This window comes from Paenibacillus sp. Y568 (assembly GCF_059445545.1).
In genome coordinates this window covers 58240-78354 of the sequence record NZ_JCAIUM010000016.1, presented here as the reverse complement: position 1 = coordinate 78354, position 20115 = coordinate 58240, and the positions used below count along the sequence as shown (strand labels likewise).

Sequence of the window (20115 nt, the reverse complement as noted above, 5' to 3'; positions counted from 1 at the left end):
TAACCTTAACTATTCATTAATCGTAATAATATTAGTTTCTCCAGCCTTCAATACGCCAGTCTTGTTCAACGTAACTGATGCACCCTCAGGTAGATTAGAGAAGATAATAGGTGAAATGATGGATTTAGCATTCTCTTTCACATACTCTAAATCCACTTCCATAATTGGTTGTCCAGCAGATACCAAGTCGCCTTCCTCTACCAATACAGTGAACCCATTTCCTTTCAACTTAACCGTATTAACCCCGATATGGACCAATACTTCTTTACCTCCGTCGGACATAATACCGATGGCATGCTTACTTGGAAATACATTAAACACTTTACCATAGACCGGAGAACATATCTTTCCATCGTGTGGTAAGAAAGCAAATCCATCGCCCGTCATCTTCTGTGAGAAAACAGCATCTGGAACATTGGAAATATCCATTAATTCTCCATTGGCTGGCATCACAATATCTTCAATTACAATGGCTTTGCCTTCTTCGCCTGCTGCCTTCTCCTCTTTTGGAGTAGGTTCAATGGCTACTACTACAGGTGTACGTCCTGCTATGATATCCTGCATTTGCGTCTTAATGGTATCCGAACGAGTACCAAAAATAGCTTGAACATTATTACCAACTTCAAGAACACCTGCAGCACCAAGCTGTTTCAAACGGTCTTTATTAACGCCTGATTTGTCTTTCACTTCAATCCGTAGACGCGTAATACATGCATCAAGATGCTTGATGTTTGAGGAACCACCGAATGCTTCTAGAATATTCTGTGGAAGTTCCTCCGCTGAACCTTTTGAACCTTCAGCGCCCTCTGCTGTTTCATCTTCACGTCCCGGTGTTTTCAAATTGAATTTCCGTATGATAAAGCGGAAACCAAAGTAGTAAATGACAGCCAAGATCAAACCAACGACGACGACAAGCCACCAACTTGTTCGGTTCGGTATGATACCGAAGATGAGAAAGTCAATAAACCCTCCAGAGAACGTCATACCAATCTTAACATTTAGGATTTGCATTGTCATAAAGGATAGACCTGCAAAAATGGCATGAACCGCAAACAATAATGGAGCTACGAACAAGAAAGAGAATTCAAGCGGTTCAGTAATCCCTGTCAAGAACGCGGTCAACGCTGCGGACCCCATAATACCTGCTACGTACTTCTTGTGTTCCGGTCTTGCTTCATGATAGATAGCAAGTGCAGCAGCCGGTAGTCCGAACATCATGAATGGGAATTTCCCAACTTGGAACGTACCTGCTGTCAATTCTACACCATCTCGTAATTGATTGAAAAAGATACTCTGATCTCCTCGAATGAGCACTCCAGCTTGGTTAACATATTCGCCGAACTCAAACCAGAACGGTGAATAGAAAATATGATGTAATCCAAATGGAATGAGAGAACGTTCAACTACTCCAAATATGAATGCTGCTAATGTTGGATTTGAATCCACCATGAAGTGAGATACCGAATTTAGTCCGGTTTGGATCGGAGGCCATACTACAACAAGAATTAACCCTACGATAAGGGAGGCTACGGATGTAGCAATCGGAACAAATCGTTTCCCCGCAAAGAACCCAAGATAAGACGGGAGCTCAATTTTGAAAAACCGATTGTACATGGCCGCAGCCACGATCCCAATAACGATCCCCCCAAATACCCCTGTACTTAAGGTTGGAATACCTAGCACGCTAGCGTAACCAGCTACATTTCCAACCATTGCTGGTGTTACACCAACAGCAGTTCCTAAGGTTACATTCATAACTAGATAACCTATAATCGCTGCGAGACCTGCAACACCTTCTCCTCCAGCTAGTCCAATGGCAACACCCACTGCAAACAGTAATGCCAGATTATCAAAGACGATCTGACCGGCATTCATCATAATCGTGGCAACTGATTCCACCCATGCCGTATCCAGTGCTGTCGCAAACTTCAAAAAGTCTGGATTGATCAACATATTACCAATCCCTAGTAAAAGCCCTGCAGCAGGTAGAATCGCTACTGGAAGCATCAACGCCTTACCGACTCTTTGGAGTACGCCGAATAACTTTTTAAACATCTAATCACTTCCTCCTCATTGGTATTTCATCTCTGTAAAACGAAAAAAGACATGAGTTTTTCAGTATCTTTGATTGCCCTTCTAACTAAGGTTAGATTACCCAATTTAGGGGAGAACAATCAAAATACTGAAATAAACTCATGCCTGATCGAATCAGTAACACGTAAAATACATATTCATTTATCGTTAACTACGAATAGTATACTAGCATCTTTATTTTATCTTTTCAAGCTTATTTATTAACTTCCTCTTTTTTCTTCTCATCGAGTCTTTGAAGGTGTACTGTTAGATAACTTACTTCAGATGGTGATACAGGCATATGAAGTTTCTGTTCCATAATCTTGGTCATCTTCCATGCCAAAGAATATAACTCTGGGTACTCTTGATGTAGCAGCTTATCCAGTGAACTAATCTGTTTCTCAATCTGTCCGCTACGTACTCTTTCTAGAGCAAATCGTAAGTGCGTTAATAGTCTCGAATAGTCCAATGAATTTCGCGGAATCTGATAGTTCATATTTTCTTCCACCAGTTCAACTAAATAAGCAACGAGTTCTGAATGTTTCTTAACCTCTGTAATATGTTGGTTGGTCAAAGCACTGTGAATATGTAATGCCACGAAACCGACCTCATCTTGTTCGAGGTCAACATGAAAACCCTTACGAATTAAATCAACCACATATTCCGCCATTTCATATTCTTCAGGATACATTTCTTTCGTCTCAAATAGAAATGGATTATGTAGCATAATCCCCTGATTATAACGCTTGAGCGCAAAAGAAATATGATCTGTCAAAGCAATCTGAATATGCTCATTCAACGGAAGCTTGCTATGCTCCATAATATATATAATACCTTCATTGACGATTTCTATAAGGTTCTCAGCGACCTGTGGAATTAATTGTTTATATTGTTCTTGTTCTTGTTGATTCGTCAAAATAAACATTTTCTCAACAGATGTGAGTGGCAAATCATCGCCAACTTTACTGTTAAACCCAATACCTTTACCGATAACAACTACTTCCTGATATTTAGGATGGTTTGCAATGATAACATTATTATTTAGTACTTTGAATACTTGTATTTTACTCATCGTTTGCACCTCGTTAATAACCCCTCAAAGTCATATATAATAACAAACAAGGTTGTATTCGTCAATAGAATGTGATTAGTTAGTTCTAATTATAACACAAGCTCCGGTAATCGCTACCGGAGCTTGTGCATATGAAATTAAATACCAACGCCTATTCCTTCGGTTCTAGGTCCTCTACAATGGCAATAGCTGGTTTGTTGACCGCTTCTCTTTGAGTGAATCCTTTGATTAAATTCTCAACATCAATACCGGATACATTCTTTAGCATAGCAGGTGCTGTAGCCATCAATTCTGTGACATAATTACTAACACGAGCTGCACCTTCACCTTTACCCGTATCTACAACAGTCAAGTTGTCAATTGAAGCGAGTGGCTGTGCGATTTTCCCTGCTAATTCAGGAAGCATCTTCGTCACAATATCAAGAATGGCAGCCTCTCCGTACTTCTGGAATGCATCTGCTAATTTCTCTTTCGCTTCGGCTTCAGCAAGTCCACGCAGACGGATAACATCTGCATCCGCAGTCCCTCTAGCACGTTCTGAATCAGCCATTGCTTGACCATCCAATCGTTTCTGTGATGCGGAGGCTTGGGCCTGTGTCTCGATTGAGTATTGCAGTGCATCTGCTTCAAGCATTCTGCGTGCTTTATCAGCTTCTGCTCCAACCTCCACGGAATAACGATCCGCATCTGCCTTTTTCTTCACCTCAGCATCATATTGTAACTGACGAACTAGAATTTCTTTTTCTTGCAAGTCAACTTCACGATTTTTGCGGACAATCTCAACTTGCATTTGCTCTTCTACCACAATCTGTTTCGCACGCGCTTCCTGAATATGATAGGCTTGGTCTGCCTCAGCCTTCGCTGTATCTTGCTCTTTCTTAAAGGATGCTACCTTTAATTCCTTCTCCTTCGATGCTTCAGCAATATTCGTATCTCTCAGTAGTTCTGCTTTCTGACCTTGCTCTTCTGCATTGGCCTTCTGAATCCGTGCATCCCGGACAGCATCCGCTTCTGCAATCTCTGCGTCACGCTTAACAGTAGCAATACGTGGTTTTCCTAATGCTTCTAAGTATCCGTGCTTATCCCGTAAATCTTTAATTGTAAAAGAGACAATTTGTAGGCCCATTTTCTTAAGATCTCTTGCAGCTACGCCTTGAACTTCTTGCGCAAATTTGTCTCGGTTCTTGTAGACTTCTTCTACGGTCATCATACCAAGAATCGCTCGAAGGTGACCTTCCAATACTTCTTGCGCTTCACTTCGAAGTGACTCAACTGGTTTTCCAATGAATTGTTCAGATGCCGTTACGACATCTTCAATGGATCCTCCGACCTTGATGATAGCTACACCATCTGCCATAACGGGCACACCTTGCTCGGTGTAAACTTCAGGAGTTGAGACATCCAGTTTATGAGAAAGAAGTGAAATAAATTGCGATTGTTGGAATACAGGAAGAATGAATGCGCCCCCTCCACGAACGATCTTAATTCTACGTCCATCCTCCTCTGAGATATTGCGATTTCCCAAGAATGAACCCGTAACGATCATCGCTTCATCCGGTCCTACTGTCTTATAACGAGCCCAAAATGCCAAACCAAGCACAATAATTACGCCAATCACGATAGCAGGTATAACCAAATAATCAGGTATTGATTCCATCAAGCTTCATCTCCTCTATTCTCTTCAAATTCTGTAACAAGTAATACCCCATCCACTTCATCCACAATAACGACACGAGTTCCTGCAGTTAATACACGTTGTTCGAGGCTCGAAGCGATATGTAACACGTTCCCCGCTCCGACCTTTACCATCACTTCACCATAACCTAGCCCAGGAAGAGTTATTGTAATTTCTCCAATTCTTCCAACCAGATCATGTATGGAGTATCCAGTAGAGTTTTCCGTGTTTTCCATTGGTTTAACATACAGAAAGTACACGAGGACCGAGATGAGCACGGCGATCAGTATAGATAATAATAAATTTGGTATGGCAGTTAAGCCAGAATATCGGGTAATTAGAATACCCGCTCCTCCAAATACCGTGATCGCACTCGCTATCACCATAGGCTTTAGAATATCTACCGATAAAAAATCCAGAACACCATCTAGTGCGTTACTTAATACGTCCCCGAATATTACACTTACTAAGGCAAATAGCACTCCTCCCGCTAGACAACCTAGATAAAGCGCCTCCATCTTACAGCCCTCCTGTCGATATCTTTATGTCTATGTTAACTTATACGTATAAATCAAACTATTGTTTCAAATATTACCTTTGTTGGAATCATTATAATCTATCAGTGATTATTTAGGATAATTCACCAATGCAAAAAAAGGGACTACTCCACAGGGTCATAGCCTTGACCTGTGGGGTAGTCCCCTTTATTATTCAGTATTATTTATCTCTAACTGTTCATTAAATTCAACAATTAAAGTGACATGTTATAAATTTCAACGACATCTTCTTTATTCAATTTATTGAAATTACCGAATGGACCAAAACGTGTTGTCTTTTCAGCCATATTATCAATCTGGCTCGCATCAATATCATAATCCGCTAGACGACTAGGTGCACCGATGGAATTCCAGAATGCACGTAATGCCTCAATTCCTTCGATTCCAACTTGCTCATCACTTTTCCCTGATGGATCAATATCAAATACATGAATAGCCAATCGTTTGAAGCGCGCAATATCGACTTTCTGATTATACTTCATCCAATTCGGGAACAGAATGGCTAGTCCTCCACCATGTGGAATATCATATACTGCTGATACAGCGTGTTCGATGTTATGAGTAGCCCAGTCTCCATTCATACCCATATTCAAAATACCATTTAACGCCATTGTGCCACAGTACATAATGGTTGCGCGATATTCAAAGTTCTCCAAATCATCGATAAGCTTCGGAGCTGTCTCGATGACCGTACGAAGAATGGTCTCACAGAAGCCATCCTGCACAGGAGTATTACTCTCTGCATGAAAATAATGCTCTAATACGTGAGACATCATATCTACCATACCATACACGGTCTGATCTTTAGGAAGTGAAAAGGTATGTGCTGGATCTAGGATGGAGAATGTTGGAAAAGCATGTGGGCTACCCCATCCCATTTTCTCTTGTGTCACTTCATTCGTTATGACAGAGCCACCATTCATTTCGGACCCGGTTGCCGCCATCGTTAATACCGTTCCTAAAGGAAGGGCTGCTTGAGGCACAGCTTTGCGCTCTACGAAATCCCACATATCTCCATCATATTTCGCACCTACAGCAATCGCTTTGGCGCAGTCAAGAACACTTCCCCCACCAACAGCCAGAATGAGATCGATGCCGTTCGATGTACATAGATCTACACCTTTGTGTACTGTAGACAAGCGTGGATTAGGTTCTACTCCACCTAGTTCTGTAACTTCTGCTCCAATTTCTTTCAACAATGCCATAACATTGTCATAAAGACCACTACGCTTAATACTGCCACCACCATATAAGAACAATACTTTAGATCCGTATTTAGGTACTTCCGTTTTTAGTGCATCAAGTTTCCCTCTTCCGAAGATTAGCTTGGTAGGATTATTAAATTCAAATGCTATCATTAAGTCATTCGCCTCCGTTTGAAATTTCTTTATTCATACCAAATAGATGTGCAACCCCAATCACAACGGGTTCATCTCATCCTCCTAATAGTATAGACCTTTCCCGATCAATGAACAAACCGCCCTCCCTCAAAGAGGAAGAACGGTCGCTATTACACATTATATTTGATTATAATTCAGTATATCCCAAATGCTGTAGGAATAGCTTAAATGCTTGCTGTCCAGCTTCTGTTCGCTTATAGACACCCGCATGACCTAGAATCTCTACAAACTTATCGCCAACCTGATGTTGAATAAGCTCAATAGCTTCTTCTTTACTCCATTGCGTGCCATGTCCCTTGATCAATGTTGTAATCCAGGCAAGATGATTACTTAGTGCAGGGAGTTCGCCTGCAACAACCGAAGCAAGAAGCTGATCATCACCACTAAGTATATCTGCTACGAGATCCAACTCTTCCTTCAGTCTACCCGGAAGTATAGCCAACCCCATCACTTCAATTAATCCAATATTCTCTTTCTTGATGTGATGCATCTCAGGATGCGGATGGAATATGCCGTCAGGATACTGCTCACTAGTACGATTATTACGCAATACAAGATCCATCTCATATGCGCCATCTTCGGTACGATGCACGATCGGTGTCACGGTGTTATGTGGCACATCTTCACCGGACTCATTCTTAGTAAATGCCAGAATATCTACTTCCGGATCACTATATTGCTTCCAAGATTCATAAATGTTATTCGCACATTCGAGTAGAACCTGACTATCGTGTGAAGTCATACGTAATACCGACATCGGCCATTTTACAATACTAACCGTAACGCCAGGATACTCATGATGTGTAAATATGGCTTCTTTAGGAGCATTCTGAATCGGGAATGTATGACGACCACCTTGGAAATGATCGTGAGTCAATATTGAGCCTCCGACAATAGGTAAATCAGCATTGGATCCAATGAAATAATGTGGGATGACATCTACGAAAGACAAAAGTCTTTTTAACGTATCCTTAGTCAATTTCATAGGTACGTGATCACGATGCAATACGATACAGTGCTCATTATAATATACGTATGGTGAGTATTGGAACAACCAAGGCTCATCATTCATGACTAGCGGAATAACCCGTAAATTCTGACGTGATGGATGGTTAATCCGTCCTGCATAGCCTACATTTTCACGACATAATTGACACTTAGGGTAGATTGGAGGGGGTAGCAACTTCGCCATCGCAATCTCTTTGGGATTCTTCTCTGGTTTAGACAAGTTAATGGTCATTTCAATATCGCCATAAGCCGTCGGTTGCTTCCAATAGACATTCTTGGATACGCGGTCCATTCGAATATAATTAGAATCAATATTCATTTGATAGAAGTGTTGCGTAGCCGCTTCAATTCCTTGCTTCTCTAGCGTAGCTTGAAACATATCCACCACTTCTGAGGGACGAGCCATTAGAAGCCCCATGATTTTGGAATCTAACAAATCTCGATACGTATCACTATTCTCAGGAATTAACCCAATCTGAAATCCATAATTAATCAGTGTATCAATCATTTCTTGAGGACTATCTTGTCTTGTATGATCTGTTTCTCCCGCGAAAGGTTCACTGAATTGGAAGAGGTCCATAAGCATATTACGGCTGTAATCAATATCTTCTTCTCTAATTAGTAGGTGATCGAGAGCAAAGCGAACTAACCTTTCAATCGCATGTAATGCTGCATCTTGTTCAAGCGTTCTTGTTGTTGCGATATTCATGTCCATCCCCCTTATTCTCCGTAACCTGCTGGATGAGACTGATGCCAACTCCATGCACTTTGAATAATATTCTCTAGACGATCATGTGACGGATTCCAACCAAGAACAGTACGTGCCTTATCCGAAGAAGCTACCAATGTGGCAGGATCACCTGCGCGACGTTCTTGCATCACAACTGGAATATCAAGACCTGTTACTTTCTTCGCGGTTTCAATGACTTCTTTAACAGAGAATCCTTGGCCATTCCCTAGATTAAACACGTTGCTCTCATTCCCGTTTCTCAAATAATTTACTGCGCGATAATGTGCGTCAGCCAGATCACTTACGTGAATGTAGTCACGGACACAAGTTCCGTCTGCTGTAGGATAGTCTTCACCGAATACAGCAATGTTAGCTCTTTGTTTCAAAGCTGCTTGTAATACCAACGGGATAAGATGACTTTCTGGGCGGTGATCTTCACCAATTCGACCGCTAGCATGTGCTCCTGCTGCATTAAAGTAACGTAGAGCCACATACTTAATGCCCAATACTTTATCGAACCATGACATCATACGTTCCATCATCAACTTGGTCTCTCCATACACATTGGTAGGCTCCGTACGATCACCTTCGACAATAGGTACCTTCTCAGGTTCACCATAGGTTGCTGCCGTAGAAGAGAAAACAATTTTACGAACATTAGCCGCATCCATAGCTTCAAGCAGACATAATGTACCGAATACATTGTTGTCATAATACTTCACTGGGTTTTGCATGCTTTCTCCTACAAGAGAATTGGCCGCAAAATGAATAACTGCATCAATTTCATTCTCACTAAATAACTTCGCTAGTAATTCTTTATCTCGCAGATCACCTTCATACAGCTTGCCGCCAAGCAAAGCCTCACGATGTCCAGTCTGTAGATTGTCGATGACCACAACTTCTTCCCCAAGATCAAGTAATGCCGCCACGGTGTGTGAACCAATATACCCCGCTCCACCTGTTACTAAGATTGCCATGTTACATCTCCTCCTTCATCTCTTTTACGCCATCGCCAACGCCACATACATAGAATTCACCCTTTAATCCGGTTCTTGCACTATAGTTATCGCCAACCTGTTGCACGAATTGTTCAACAGAATCTTCGTGTACGAGTGATACGGTACAACCACCAAATCCTGCTCCCGTCATCCGTGCACCAAGTGTACCAGAAATCCGTTGTGCTTCTTCAACCATAACATCTAGTTCCACACAGCTCACTTCATATAGATCACGCAATGAATCATGCGATTGGTTCATCAATTGACCAAATTTCTCTAAGTCATGATTCGTTAGAGCTTCCACGGAATCAAGCACACGTTGATTCTCTTCAACGACATGCTGAGTACGGCGTCTAACCGTCTCATCTTGAATATGAACTTGAAGCGTATCAAGTTGATCTGGTTTTAATTGTGCTAGATAATTTAACGCTGGAACTTCTTTCTTCAGAATCTCCAATGCAACCTCACATTGTTGACGACGTTCATTGTAAGCAGAATCGACTAGCCCTCTACGTTTATTCGTATTACCGATGACTAACTTGTATGATCCAGTACGGAAAGGTACGTGTTTATACTCCAATGTATCGCACATCAATAGAATTGCATGATCTTGTTTACCATTGGCTACTGCAAATTGATCCATAATTCCAGAGTTTACACCAACATACTGATTCTCAGCTCTCTGGGATAGACGTGCGATTTCAACCGTGTCCGTCTCTTTGCCTTCCAATGTTAGCAAAGCGTACGCCGTCACTACTTCAATGGAAGCAGAAGATGATAGTCCTGCGCCATTTGGAATTTCCCCTTGGAAGTAAAGGTCATATCCCTTCGTCAATTTGCAGCCGATCTTATTCAACTCTACAATGACACCGATAGGATAATCCACCCACTCACCTGTCTTTTTTGTACCTATTTCTTTTATTTCAAGCGTCGCCTCAAATGGAATGTTTGTAGAAGCGAAATGAAGCTTATGATCATCTCTTTCCCGAATAATAAGTGTCGTACCGAACTCAAGTGCTGCCGGCAGTACATACCCACCATTATAATCTATATGTTCTCCAATCAGATTCACTCGACCTGGTGCATTAAACACATGTTCATCATGTTGGGACTCTCCGAATTTACTAATAAAATTTTGTTTGAAATCTACTGTTTGCGTGCTCATATGCTTTACACCTATCCTCTCAATATCTTTGTTCCTTAGCTCTAGTATATAAGAAACCTCTAACTATGATAATGTAATCATGTGTGCTCTATATGGATAAATGTGACCTTTGGATTTATAATGAGTTCAAGAGTTCACACAAGTAGAAATGGCAATGCCATTCTTTTTCAATATTTCAAAAACTTTTACAAAGATAGGAATGTATCTCTCATGTCTCATCATTCAACCTATTCCGTAGCCGCTAACCCCGTCTACCATGATGGAACTTCACTGCATGTCCTTTTTGCTGGTGAGAGCCAGACCGATCCGTTACATGCTTTGGGTCCCAAAATTTATGACTATTATTTATTACATTTCGTTGAACGTGGTAAGGGCACTTTTCGTACCGAGCATCATACTTATGAATTGGGCGAGCACTCTTGTTTCCTTATTCACCCTGGACAATTAGTTAGTTATGTCTCCGATCCAGAGGAACCATGGTGTTATCGTTGGGTAGCTTTTATAGGCCAAGAAGCCGAGAATAGAGTGAATGAAGCTGGATTTGTAACGAATCATTCCGTTTTTACATCCATGAAGACAAACCCTATGATTCCTTCAGCCATTTCTCACATGCAAGAAGCCTTCTATACCAAAAAAGAAAGTGCGCATATGACCTCTCTTGGTTATCTTTATCTCATTCTAGCAGAAGCACAAGATGTACTCTCGAACCAATCACGACTGACAGGCACAGAATCCCAGGTGCAAAGAACCGTGAAGCAAATGATCCTCTATATGTCTACACAATTTGCCCATCCCGTATCCATTGAACAAATGTGTGACAGCTTAGGTTACAATCGGGCATACCTTTCACGCATTTTCAAGAAAGAAACGGGTCTATCCCCTGTTACCTATTTATTAAAACTACGGATTGATAAATCACGCCAACTGTTACGGGAACGCCCTGAACTGTCCGTTGAACAAATTGCCTCATCTGTTGGTCTAACAGACGCCCTTTATTTCTCACGCCAGTTCAAACGATTCTGTAATATGTCACCTAGTACCTATCGTCATCAGACGAGTCGAAGTCCTGAAGGTTCCAATTAGTTAAGAGGTTATATCCATATTAACAGAAAATGCCTGCTTCTTCTTAAATAGAATTAGCAGGCATTGACATTTTTTTATTATCAGATATTCATTTCGTTCTCTGTTTTAAGAATCGTCTCGATGCGATCCAATTCTTCTTGCGTGAAATCTAGATTATTTAATGCTGCGACATTATCCTCAATTTGGCTGACACGACTAGCTCCAATTAGGACAGATGTTACTTTGTTACCCCGAAGAACCCATGATAATGCAAGTTGAGCTAGACTTTGTCCTCTAGCAGCTGCTAATTGATTAAGCGCGCGTACCTTGCGTAATGCTTCTGGTGTAATATTACCTTCATTCAAGAAGACTGAAGTACTAGCCGCACGTGAATCCTCTGGAATACCATTCAAATATTTATTCGTTAGAATACCTTGAGCAAGAGGTGTAAATGCAATACTGCCAACACCTTGCTCCGCTAATACATCCTGCAATCCATTCTCGATCCAACGATTCAGCATGGAATAACTTGGTTGGTGAATGAATAGTGGGGTACCCAATTGTTTTAGAATGGTAATCGCTTCTGTGGTCTGCTCAGCCGAATAATTAGATATACCTACATAAAGGGCCTTACCAGAACGAACGATATGATCCAACGCCATCATTGTTTCTTCCAAAGGAGTCTCAGGATCAAAGCGATGAGAATAGAAAATATCCACGTAATCCAAATTCATCCGTTTCAATGACTGATCTAGACTAGATACTAGATTCTTGCGTGATCCCCACTCTCCATAAGGTCCAGGCCACATGTAATACCCTGCTTTAGAAGATATAATCAACTCATCACGGTAAGGTTTAAGATCTTGCGCTAATATCTGTCCAAACGTTTCTTCCGCAGAACCTGCAGGCGGACCATAATTATTAGCCAAGTCGAAATGCGTAATTCCTAGATCGAAAGATCTTCTGATCATATTGCGAGAATTCTCCAACGTATTAATACCACCGAAATTGTGCCATAAGCCTAGAGAAACCGCAGGAAGCTTGAGTCCAGAACGACCACAACGGTTATATTTCATCGTCCCATAACGTTCTTCATTTGCGATATATACCATCCATTCCATCCGCCTCTCTATTATAAAAATAAGCAAGTATAAAAGTTATAGTAAACATCATAATTCTTTTACAGCATTCTTAGCAAGAAACCGTTTGCAAATCGCATGCGATTCCCAATAATGTTCGTTCATAGGTTAAAGAAAATGTTTCACTTTTGTCATGACTTCCGCAATACGGTCCGAAATAAGTAAGTCTGCTTGTTCATCATAAAATGTCGGATCCGCGTTAAGAAGTACAGTTCGACTGCCTTGAAAGTAGGAGACTAGGTGCGCAGCAGGCTGTACCGTCAACGAAGTTCCACCAATAATAAGTAAATCTGCTGAAGCAATGGCATCCATCGAACGATATAGGATTTGCTGATCCAACGCTTCTTCATACAGGACAACATCCGGCTTAATGACGGCGCCACAGGAAGGACAGCGTGGTACGATATCTTTACTTTTAATAATAGTATCCAACCCATAATAATGGGAACAACCCATACAATAATTACGATGAATAGATCCATGTAACTCTAAGACGTTAGTACTTCCTGCCAATTGATGTAGACCATCAATATTCTGCGTAACTATGGCCTTCAATTTCCCCTGTTTCTCGAGATTAGCCAGTACCGTGTGACAAGCATTAGGTTGTGCACGTTCATGAATCATCTTGCTCCGATAGAAATCAAAGAACACTTCGGGATGCTCGACAAAAAAATGATGACTAAGCATCACTTCGGGTGGATAAGGTGAATGTTGTTCATTCTGGTACAGTCCTGCTGCTGAACGAAAATCAGGAATTCCACTTTCTGTTGAGGTTCCTGCACCCCCAAAGAACACAATTTGATTGCTCTCTTGAATCCAAGAGGCTAACGTTTCGATCTTTTGCATGCTCTAACACCTCCATATGATTCAACTATGTTATACCGCTATTTCATCATTCTTGTTTTATCTTAAGTTCTTCATAATGTGAGATCATTACATCTGCACCTAGCGAACATTCCATCTCTTCACCTGAAGAAGATATTCCTATGGCGAGCTTCACTCCTGCTTGTTTGGCCATTTGCATATCGGCATTCGTATCACCAATAACTACAATATGCTGTGGTTCAATACCTAGAATATGAGATGCTCTTTCTACCATTTCTGGATGCGGCTTTCCTAGACGAACCTGATCACGTCCAATAATCACCTGAAAATAATGACTGATCTCTGCCCAACCTAATTGTTCAATCGTTGATGATGTCTCATCTGATGTTACGACACCCAATCGAATAGATGTTGCTTGGCATTTCTGTAAGAAATCTAATAACCCTGGCATAGGAATCACGGGTTTATTCTCTCTTACATCCAACATAGCATTCTTACTAATCTCAATAGCTTCAACAAGTGCCTCATTCCAAGGAACACCCGCTGCATATAACTGCCAAGCCAGAATACCATTGGTTTCTTCTACTGTAGCCATGGCTAGTGGCCCTTCAAGGTCATAACCAATTATTCGCCCTTGTGAATCATGCTGAGTACCGAAGACTGCAGCTTTAGAGCCCGTAAATCCATCTCCGATAAGCGTTAGTTTCTCCTCTAATCTATTCAATACAGAGTCTGCCCAATCCCCCCATAACATCATAAATTGGAACAACGTACCATCTTTATCAAATAAAATAGCTTGGCAAGGTACATTATATTGACCTGCTTGCAGTATAGCCAACGTAACGCCTCCCTAGTAACTAGTATGTAACCTATATATCACAATTGATACAACAATAGCCTGCATCCTTAAGGGCGGCAGACTGTTGTGTGTCTTTATTATATATACATCTTAGACAAATATGTAGTTTATTTAATTTCCTGTCGCAAGATGATATGCTTCCATATATTGCTCCGCTCTTCTACGTACATTGGTCATATCACCGGTCTTAACTGCTTCTGCTGTTAGGTCAGACCCAATACTCACTGCTACTGCGCCTCCCTTAACCCATTCCCCCAGATTCGAGATGGTCACCCCCCCAGACGGCATAAAGTTAGCTTGAGGCATCGGCGCTTTCATCGTTTTGATGATAGAAGGATCAAATAGATTACCAGGGAACAATTTCACAATATCCACACCTAGTTCTAAGGCTTGTTGCACATCAACTAGTGTCATTAGTCCAGGTATGACAGGTATACGATACAAATTGCACATCTTAATCGTATCCGGATTCAAGGATGGTGAAACAACAAATTCAGCACCTGAGAGCATCGCAGATCGTGCTGTATGAGGCTCAAGTACAGTACCCGCACCGATAATAGCAAATTTCGAGGGATCTGACGTATTCCAGCGATATACCCGACTAAGCTTCTCGATTGCCTGTAATGCTCGAGGTACGGTCATCGTAATCTCAATCACTTTGATTCCTCCAGCAATAGCTTCTTCTGCCATTGCCACAACCTGATCGGGTGAATCTCCACGAAGTACTGCAACAACCCCACAATCTATTATTTTTTGAATAAGTTGAATTTTCTTCACTACACCAACAGCCCCTTAAGTCTTTAGTTTGATAGCGCTTCCAAAAAAAATGATGAGTAACAACTGAAAACTCAAGTAACTCCGAGAAACCAATAACATATAATGATGGTATTATAACCTCTTCTTATTGTTGACCTTTGATCAAGAGTTGTCAATGCCTATAACAACGATTCATTTCAATATTTAGACACAATTGTAGGAGATGATAGCGTTTACAATTGTGATTATTATCACAATATAACCTATTCAGAAATAGTAATTTTAAATTATAGATAAATAAGAGAAACATAACCCTTGGATAGGGAGATGGAGGCATCACATGGAAACACAGTCACTTAAACAAGGAGAGACTTACTTTCTTAATTTGCGATTCCTATTAATTGTTACCGTATTTGTTGGTAACGCCATTGAACCGCTAATTCATCAAATAAGTGGCCTCCATCAATTATTTTTATGGATTCTGACTTTTCATATGCCATTATTCGTTCTTGTTACAGGTTATTTTGCTAAATCAGGATTAATGGGTGAAGCAGGTCAGAGAACATTAACACAAATCGGCTTACAATATGTCGTTTTCCAAAGTCTTTATTCCATTTTGGATTATACCGTATTTCACGTACAACAGAGTCATCACTCATTCTTTGCACCCTACTTATTGCTTTGGTTTCTAGCCAGTCACATCTTTTGGCGTCTATTGACGATCGCAATGCATAGACTGTTGCCTTATCAACAAATTGGTATTTCACTTATTCTTGGTGTACTCGTAGGATATTTACAACTTGATGGGGTATGGCTCAGTATCAGTCGGACTTTTGTATATCTACCCTTTTTCATTATAGGCTATCATTTTAATTTCGCAGCATTCGTAAACCTAATCACCCGTTGGAAAAGAACCGGCGCAGCCCTTGTGTCGTTGAGTATCTTCGTTATTCTCGGTTTGTGGGGACTGAATTTACCGGAAGGTTGGCTTTTTGGGAATATGACTTTTATGCAGCTTGGTCATCATGAATGGTACGCTGGAATATTTCGAGTAGCTCTGTATATTCTTCAATTCATTTCTGCGGCAGCCTTTCTTGCTTGGATTCCCACGTTTGAGAGTCGTATGACTGACCTTGGACGTCGTACACTATATGTATTTCTATTACATGGATTCATCATTAGAATAGTTAACACTACAGAATTATACCAACATATTCATGGTACCGGAGGTGCCATCCTTCTTATTCTCAGCGCCATAGCCCTTACCATCCTTCTGTCACAACCCTTTGTTCGCCGTACAGCACATCCTTTGGTAGAACCTTCTATCCACTGGGCTATCTCTTTAGAGAATCGAGCATTTCGTCGATCTATATAATATTTCAGTACCCCTCTTGTCCATATGTTTTAAATCCTAGGACACCTCCTTCTTTTTGAAATTGAAGGGGGTGTCCTATTGTTTACTCGACATTCTGTAGAAAATCCTAGTCATTTGTGATAGACTCATTAAAAACCATTTATGCATTTACTCTGTTAAGCAACCGTGTTAAAGCGGTGAATATTATATTTTTTATATGGGGGGAACTAGATATTATGCAACCAAAGAAAATGCGTTCAGATACGATTAAGAAAGGTTTTGATCGTGCTCCTCACCGCAGCTTATTGAGAGCAGCAGGCGTAAAGGAAGAAGATTTCGGTAAACCATTTATAGCAGTATGTAACTCATATCTTGACATTGTTCCAGGCCATATCCACCTTCAAGAATTCGGGAAGATTGTTAAAGAAGCGATCCGTGAAGCCGGAGGTGTTCCTTTTGAATTCAATACCATTGGTGTTGATGACGGGATTGCAATGGGACATATCGGTATGCGTTACTCTCTACCAAGCCGTGATATTATCGCCGACTCCGTAGAAACCGTTGTTGCCGCTCACTGGTTCGATGGTATGGTCTGTATCCCTAACTGTGACAAAATCACACCAGGTATGATGATGGGTGCGCTTCGCGTGAATATCCCAACCATTTTCGTTAGTGGTGGTCCTATGAAAGCTGGTAAAGACAGTACGGGTCGCTCGATCTCCCTTACCTCTGTTTTTGAAGGGGTTGGTGCTCATCAAGCAGGTACCCTATCAGATGAAGGTTTGCTAGAACTAGAACAATTTGGTTGTCCTACTTGTGGATCATGTTCCGGTATGTTCACAGCCAACTCCATGAACTGTCTTGCTGAAGGAATGGGGCTTGCTCTACCAGGTAATGGAACCATTCTTGCCGTTGCTGAAGAACGGAAGGATTTCGTTAGAAAGTCAGCTACACAATTGATGGAATTAATTAAGCTTGATATTAAGCCTAGAGATATCGTAACGATGGATGCTCTCGACAATGCCTTCGCACTAGATATGGCTATGGGTGGTTCTACCAATACGGTATTGCACACACTAGCTCTAGCACATGAAGCTGGCCTTGAGTACCCTATTGAACGTATTAACGAAGTAGCTAATCGTGTCCCTCATCTAGCTAAATTAGCTCCTGCTTCTGACTGGCATATCGAAGATCTTCATAATGCAGGTGGGGTAAGTGCAATCATAAATGAACTTCTAAAGAAACCAGGTGCGATCAACGGAGACTGTATTACGGTATCTGCTAAAACGCTACGTGAAAATGTTGAGGGCTGTGAGATTATAGATCAGAATGTCATCCATCCTCTCGACAATCCACATTCCGAACGCGGAGGTCTTGCTGTCCTTTTCGGAAATCTAGCTCCTGGAGGTTCCATCATCAAAGTAGGTGCTGTTGATGCATCTGTAGGTGGATACCATAGAGGACCTGCTATCTGTTATGATTCCCAGGATGAAGCACTATACGGAATAGCTAACGGTAAAGTAAAAGAAGGAAATGTTGTTGTTATTCGTTATGAAGGACCTAAAGGTGGTCCAGGAATGCCAGAAATGCTTGCTCCTACTTCCCAAATTGTAGGTATGGGACTTGGTGCCAAAGTTGGACTGATCACAGATGGTCGTTTCTCAGGAGCATCTCGCGGAATCAGTATTGGACATATTTCACCAGAAGCTGCTGAAGGCGGACCTATAGCTTTCGTTGAAGATGGGGATATCATTGAACTAGATCTTAACAATCGAACTATTCAACTTGAAATTGATGACGAAGAGTTTGAACGCCGTCGTGCAAATTGGAAAGGCTTCGAACCTAAAGTGAAAACAGGACTTCTTGCTCGTTACTCTAAATTAGTAACCAACGCAAGTTCCGGTGCTGTACTCAAAATTTAATGTATCGTGAGAAAATGAAATTTAACCTTTCTTATATTTTGAAAAGGGGTGTTCTCCAAGTCAGAAATGACCTGGGGAACACCCCTTTAGTTATACAAAATATCTTTATGACTCGTATTGTGTTAAACTCCAATATTTCTATTCTCAACAGCTATTTTATTATGAATATCTTTTACATTTGAATTACGATGAGAGCCGCTAGATGCATAATGTTCGTTCAGATAATCTATAGGCATAATGATCATTTTGGGTACCAATTTATCAGGGGACTCCTTAAGTCGATCCTGTCCTGCTGGATGTATAATACTCATTAGAATTTTCAAATAACTCTGCGTTGACTTCGCAAACCATCCCGCCGGTAAATCCCGAACACTGAAACCGAATTTCTCCGGTCCTCGATTAATCATACTTACACCATACAGTGCTTTAGCTTGCTTTAATTGATTATCGTCCATTAACTGATGAGCTAAATCCGGTAATTCCTTCTCCATTGAACGGATCATTTGGATAGCTAGATGAACCGTCGAACGTGACTTCAGACCATAGTTAAATAACTTCTCATTATCAAAATGTAATTCAATAATCGAATCACCTGTCTTTAACGTTGATCCATTGTCTAAAATAAGAGGCATGCCTTTATAGGAACGCATTCGATAATGTAGAAAAGGATTCGCAGGTGTGACCGTCTTAAGGTGGAATATGAAATGAAACACGACTTCCCACATTAACCATAGTTTCACTACAGCTAGCTTCCTACGAGACAGTTTCATTTCAGGTGCATTCTCCTTCATCTGAATCATCTCATCAATACGAATGCTTCGTAGTTGGCGATGCTCTGCTTCAATCAGAACTTGTTCAAGCGCAATTAGCATTTGTTTAGGTGCATTAAGGTCGGCCCCCATAGTTGATCCACAATCATGAAGAAGCATGACTTCTCCAGGTTGGAGCTTACTTAAGATCCGTTTTGCTAATTTATCAGAACCAACCTTCTCACGCCAATCACCAAACATCGATGACCATAAAATAATTTTGAATTGATTACGTTTCGAGAAATCAAATAAGTTTACAATTCCCCACGGTGGTCGATAGTAAGATGCTCTCTGCCCCGTTATGGCATAAATGATTTCATCCGTTTTCTTGAATTGATTCCGTACAGTAGTAGGACGCATAAACCAATTAGATTTGTGGATATAGTTATGAATTCCAATAAGATGCCCTTCATCGTACATACGTTTAATTAACTCTGGATGTTGTTCAGCATTTTTCCCTATAACAAAAAAGGTTCCCTTAGCGTTGTATCTTTTGAGTAAATCAAGTAGTTGGGGAGTATAGTGTGGATCCGGTCCATCATCAAAAGTAAGTGCGAACTCTCGCTCACTCTTTCCCTTACGGAACACTCTAAACCCGAAAACACGGGTGATCATGCCAGGGATAAAAGCATAGAAGGAAGAAATATAAAACAACCAAAGCAGCAAAGTCTGCATATCATTCCCCACTTTTCTCTGATTGACTTTGTATGC

General features: G+C 41.0%; 16 protein-coding genes. 3 read left to right on the top strand and 13 right to left on the bottom strand.

Going from position 1 to position 20115, the window contains the following annotated elements; translation table 11 throughout:
- Positions 1-9: 9 nt before the first annotated feature.
- From ptsG to AC1D7X_RS19905, 8 genes are all read right to left on the bottom strand, one after another.
- On the bottom strand, positions 10-2055 hold the full coding sequence (ptsG, locus tag AC1D7X_RS19940; RefSeq protein WP_495475987.1) for a glucose-specific PTS transporter subunit IIBC: 2046 nt from the start codon (positions 2053-2055) through the stop codon (positions 10-12).
- 232 nt (positions 2056-2287) lie between these two features.
- Positions 2288-3145, bottom strand: a complete 858-nt coding sequence (gene glcT, locus AC1D7X_RS19935; protein WP_495457736.1) for a glucose PTS transporter transcription antiterminator GlcT — start codon at positions 3143-3145, stop codon at positions 2288-2290.
- A gap of 151 nt (positions 3146-3296) precedes the next feature.
- Positions 3297-4802 carry a flotillin lipid rafts scaffold protein FloT gene (gene floT, locus AC1D7X_RS19930; RefSeq protein WP_495457735.1) on the bottom strand — a complete coding sequence of 502 codons (1506 nt, stop codon included), beginning with the start codon at positions 4800-4802 and terminating at the stop codon, positions 3297-3299.
- Positions 4802-5338 carry an NfeD family membrane protein gene (locus AC1D7X_RS19925; RefSeq protein ID WP_495457734.1) on the bottom strand — a complete coding sequence of 179 codons (537 nt, stop codon included), beginning with the start codon at positions 5336-5338 and terminating at the stop codon, positions 4802-4804. Before AC1D7X_RS19925 ends, floT begins: the two co-directional genes overlap by 1 nt.
- A gap of 233 nt (positions 5339-5571) precedes the next feature.
- A complete protein-coding gene (locus AC1D7X_RS19920; protein WP_495457733.1) occupies positions 5572-6735 on the bottom strand; it encodes an iron-containing alcohol dehydrogenase in 1164 nt (387 codons plus the stop codon).
- Positions 6736-6904: 169 nt separating this feature from the next.
- The gene (locus tag AC1D7X_RS19915) at positions 6905-8494 is read right to left on the bottom strand and encodes a UDP-glucose--hexose-1-phosphate uridylyltransferase (RefSeq protein WP_495457732.1); all 1590 of its coding nucleotides are present in this window, start codon (positions 8492-8494) and stop codon (positions 6905-6907) included.
- 11 nt (positions 8495-8505) lie between these two features.
- Positions 8506-9492, bottom strand: a complete 987-nt coding sequence (galE, locus tag AC1D7X_RS19910; protein ID WP_495457731.1) for a UDP-glucose 4-epimerase GalE — start codon at positions 9490-9492, stop codon at positions 8506-8508.
- 1 nt (position 9493) lies between these two features.
- Positions 9494-10678: a galactokinase gene (locus AC1D7X_RS19905; RefSeq protein ID WP_495457730.1), complete on the bottom strand. Its 1185-nt coding sequence runs from the start codon at positions 10676-10678 to the stop codon at positions 9494-9496.
- A gap of 210 nt (positions 10679-10888) precedes the next feature.
- Here AC1D7X_RS19905 and AC1D7X_RS19900 point away from each other — a divergent pair, with 210 nt between their 5' ends.
- Complete coding sequence (locus AC1D7X_RS19900; protein WP_495457782.1) at positions 10889-11761, top strand: helix-turn-helix domain-containing protein; 873 nt, start codon at positions 10889-10891, stop codon at positions 11759-11761.
- A gap of 80 nt (positions 11762-11841) precedes the next feature.
- Here AC1D7X_RS19900 and mgrA read toward each other — a convergent pair whose 3' ends face one another.
- The 4 genes from mgrA to AC1D7X_RS19880 all read right to left on the bottom strand — a co-directional run bounded on the left by mgrA (position 11842) and on the right by AC1D7X_RS19880 (position 15340).
- Complete coding sequence (mgrA, locus tag AC1D7X_RS19895) at positions 11842-12852, bottom strand: L-glyceraldehyde 3-phosphate reductase (RefSeq protein ID WP_495475986.1); 1011 nt, start codon at positions 12850-12852, stop codon at positions 11842-11844.
- Between the two features lie 135 nt (positions 12853-12987).
- Positions 12988-13725 (bottom strand): NAD-dependent protein deacylase, encoded by a 738-nt coding sequence (locus AC1D7X_RS19890; RefSeq protein WP_495457728.1) that lies wholly within the window; start codon positions 13723-13725, stop codon positions 12988-12990.
- 46 nt (positions 13726-13771) lie between these two features.
- Entirely contained in the window at positions 13772-14542 is a 771-nt protein-coding gene (locus tag AC1D7X_RS19885) for an HAD family hydrolase (RefSeq protein ID WP_495457727.1), read from the bottom strand.
- Positions 14543-14674: 132 nt separating this feature from the next.
- The gene (locus AC1D7X_RS19880; protein ID WP_495457726.1) at positions 14675-15340 is read right to left on the bottom strand and encodes a bifunctional 2-keto-4-hydroxyglutarate aldolase/2-keto-3-deoxy-6-phosphogluconate aldolase; all 666 of its coding nucleotides are present in this window, start codon (positions 15338-15340) and stop codon (positions 14675-14677) included.
- Between the two features lie 319 nt (positions 15341-15659).
- Between AC1D7X_RS19880 and AC1D7X_RS19875 the strand changes: the two genes are divergently transcribed.
- Entirely contained in the window at positions 15660-16694 is a 1035-nt protein-coding gene (locus AC1D7X_RS19875) for an acyltransferase family protein (RefSeq protein WP_495475985.1), read from the top strand.
- Positions 16695-16909: 215 nt separating this feature from the next.
- A complete protein-coding gene (ilvD, locus tag AC1D7X_RS19870) occupies positions 16910-18595 on the top strand; it encodes a dihydroxy-acid dehydratase (RefSeq protein ID WP_495457724.1) in 1686 nt (561 codons plus the stop codon).
- Positions 18596-18717: 122 nt separating this feature from the next.
- Here the strand turns inward: ilvD and AC1D7X_RS19865 are convergent, their stop codons facing one another.
- Positions 18718-20079, bottom strand: coding sequence for a polysaccharide deacetylase family protein (locus AC1D7X_RS19865; protein WP_495475984.1), 1362 nt, complete (start codon positions 20077-20079; stop codon positions 18718-18720).
- Between the last annotated feature and the right edge of the window lie 36 nt (positions 20080-20115).

What these genes read in the sequence shown, in the direction of transcription:
- ptsG (WP_495475987.1), bottom strand. Translation starts at nt 2,055, where the DNA reads ATGTTTAAAAAGTTATTCGGCGTACTCCAAAGAGTCGGTAAGGCGTTG.
- glcT (WP_495457736.1), bottom strand. Translation starts at nt 3,145, where the DNA reads ATGAGTAAAATACAAGTATTCAAAGTACTAAATAATAATGTTATCATT.
- floT (WP_495457735.1), bottom strand. Translation starts at nt 4,802, where the DNA reads ATGGAATCAATACCTGATTATTTGGTTATACCTGCTATCGTGATTGGC.
- AC1D7X_RS19925 (WP_495457734.1), bottom strand. Translation starts at nt 5,338, where the DNA reads ATGGAGGCGCTTTATCTAGGTTGTCTAGCGGGAGGAGTGCTATTTGCC.
- AC1D7X_RS19920 (WP_495457733.1), bottom strand. Translation starts at nt 6,735, where the DNA reads ATGATAGCATTTGAATTTAATAATCCTACCAAGCTAATCTTCGGAAGA.
- AC1D7X_RS19915 (WP_495457732.1), bottom strand. Translation starts at nt 8,494, where the DNA reads ATGAATATCGCAACAACAAGAACGCTTGAACAAGATGCAGCATTACAT.
- galE (WP_495457731.1), bottom strand. Translation starts at nt 9,492, where the DNA reads ATGGCAATCTTAGTAACAGGTGGAGCGGGGTATATTGGTTCACACACC.
- AC1D7X_RS19905 (WP_495457730.1), bottom strand. Translation starts at nt 10,678, where the DNA reads ATGAGCACGCAAACAGTAGATTTCAAACAAAATTTTATTAGTAAATTC.
- AC1D7X_RS19900 (WP_495457782.1), top strand. Translation starts at nt 10,889, where the DNA reads ATGTCTCATCATTCAACCTATTCCGTAGCCGCTAACCCCGTCTACCAT.
- mgrA (WP_495475986.1), bottom strand. Translation starts at nt 12,852, where the DNA reads ATGGTATATATCGCAAATGAAGAACGTTATGGGACGATGAAATATAAC.
- AC1D7X_RS19890 (WP_495457728.1), bottom strand. Translation starts at nt 13,725, where the DNA reads ATGCAAAAGATCGAAACGTTAGCCTCTTGGATTCAAGAGAGCAATCAA.
- AC1D7X_RS19875 (WP_495475985.1), top strand. Translation starts at nt 15,660, where the DNA reads ATGGAAACACAGTCACTTAAACAAGGAGAGACTTACTTTCTTAATTTG.
- ilvD (WP_495457724.1), top strand. Translation starts at nt 16,910, where the DNA reads ATGCAACCAAAGAAAATGCGTTCAGATACGATTAAGAAAGGTTTTGAT.
- AC1D7X_RS19865 (WP_495475984.1), bottom strand. Translation starts at nt 20,079, where the DNA reads ATGCAGACTTTGCTGCTTTGGTTGTTTTATATTTCTTCCTTCTATGCT.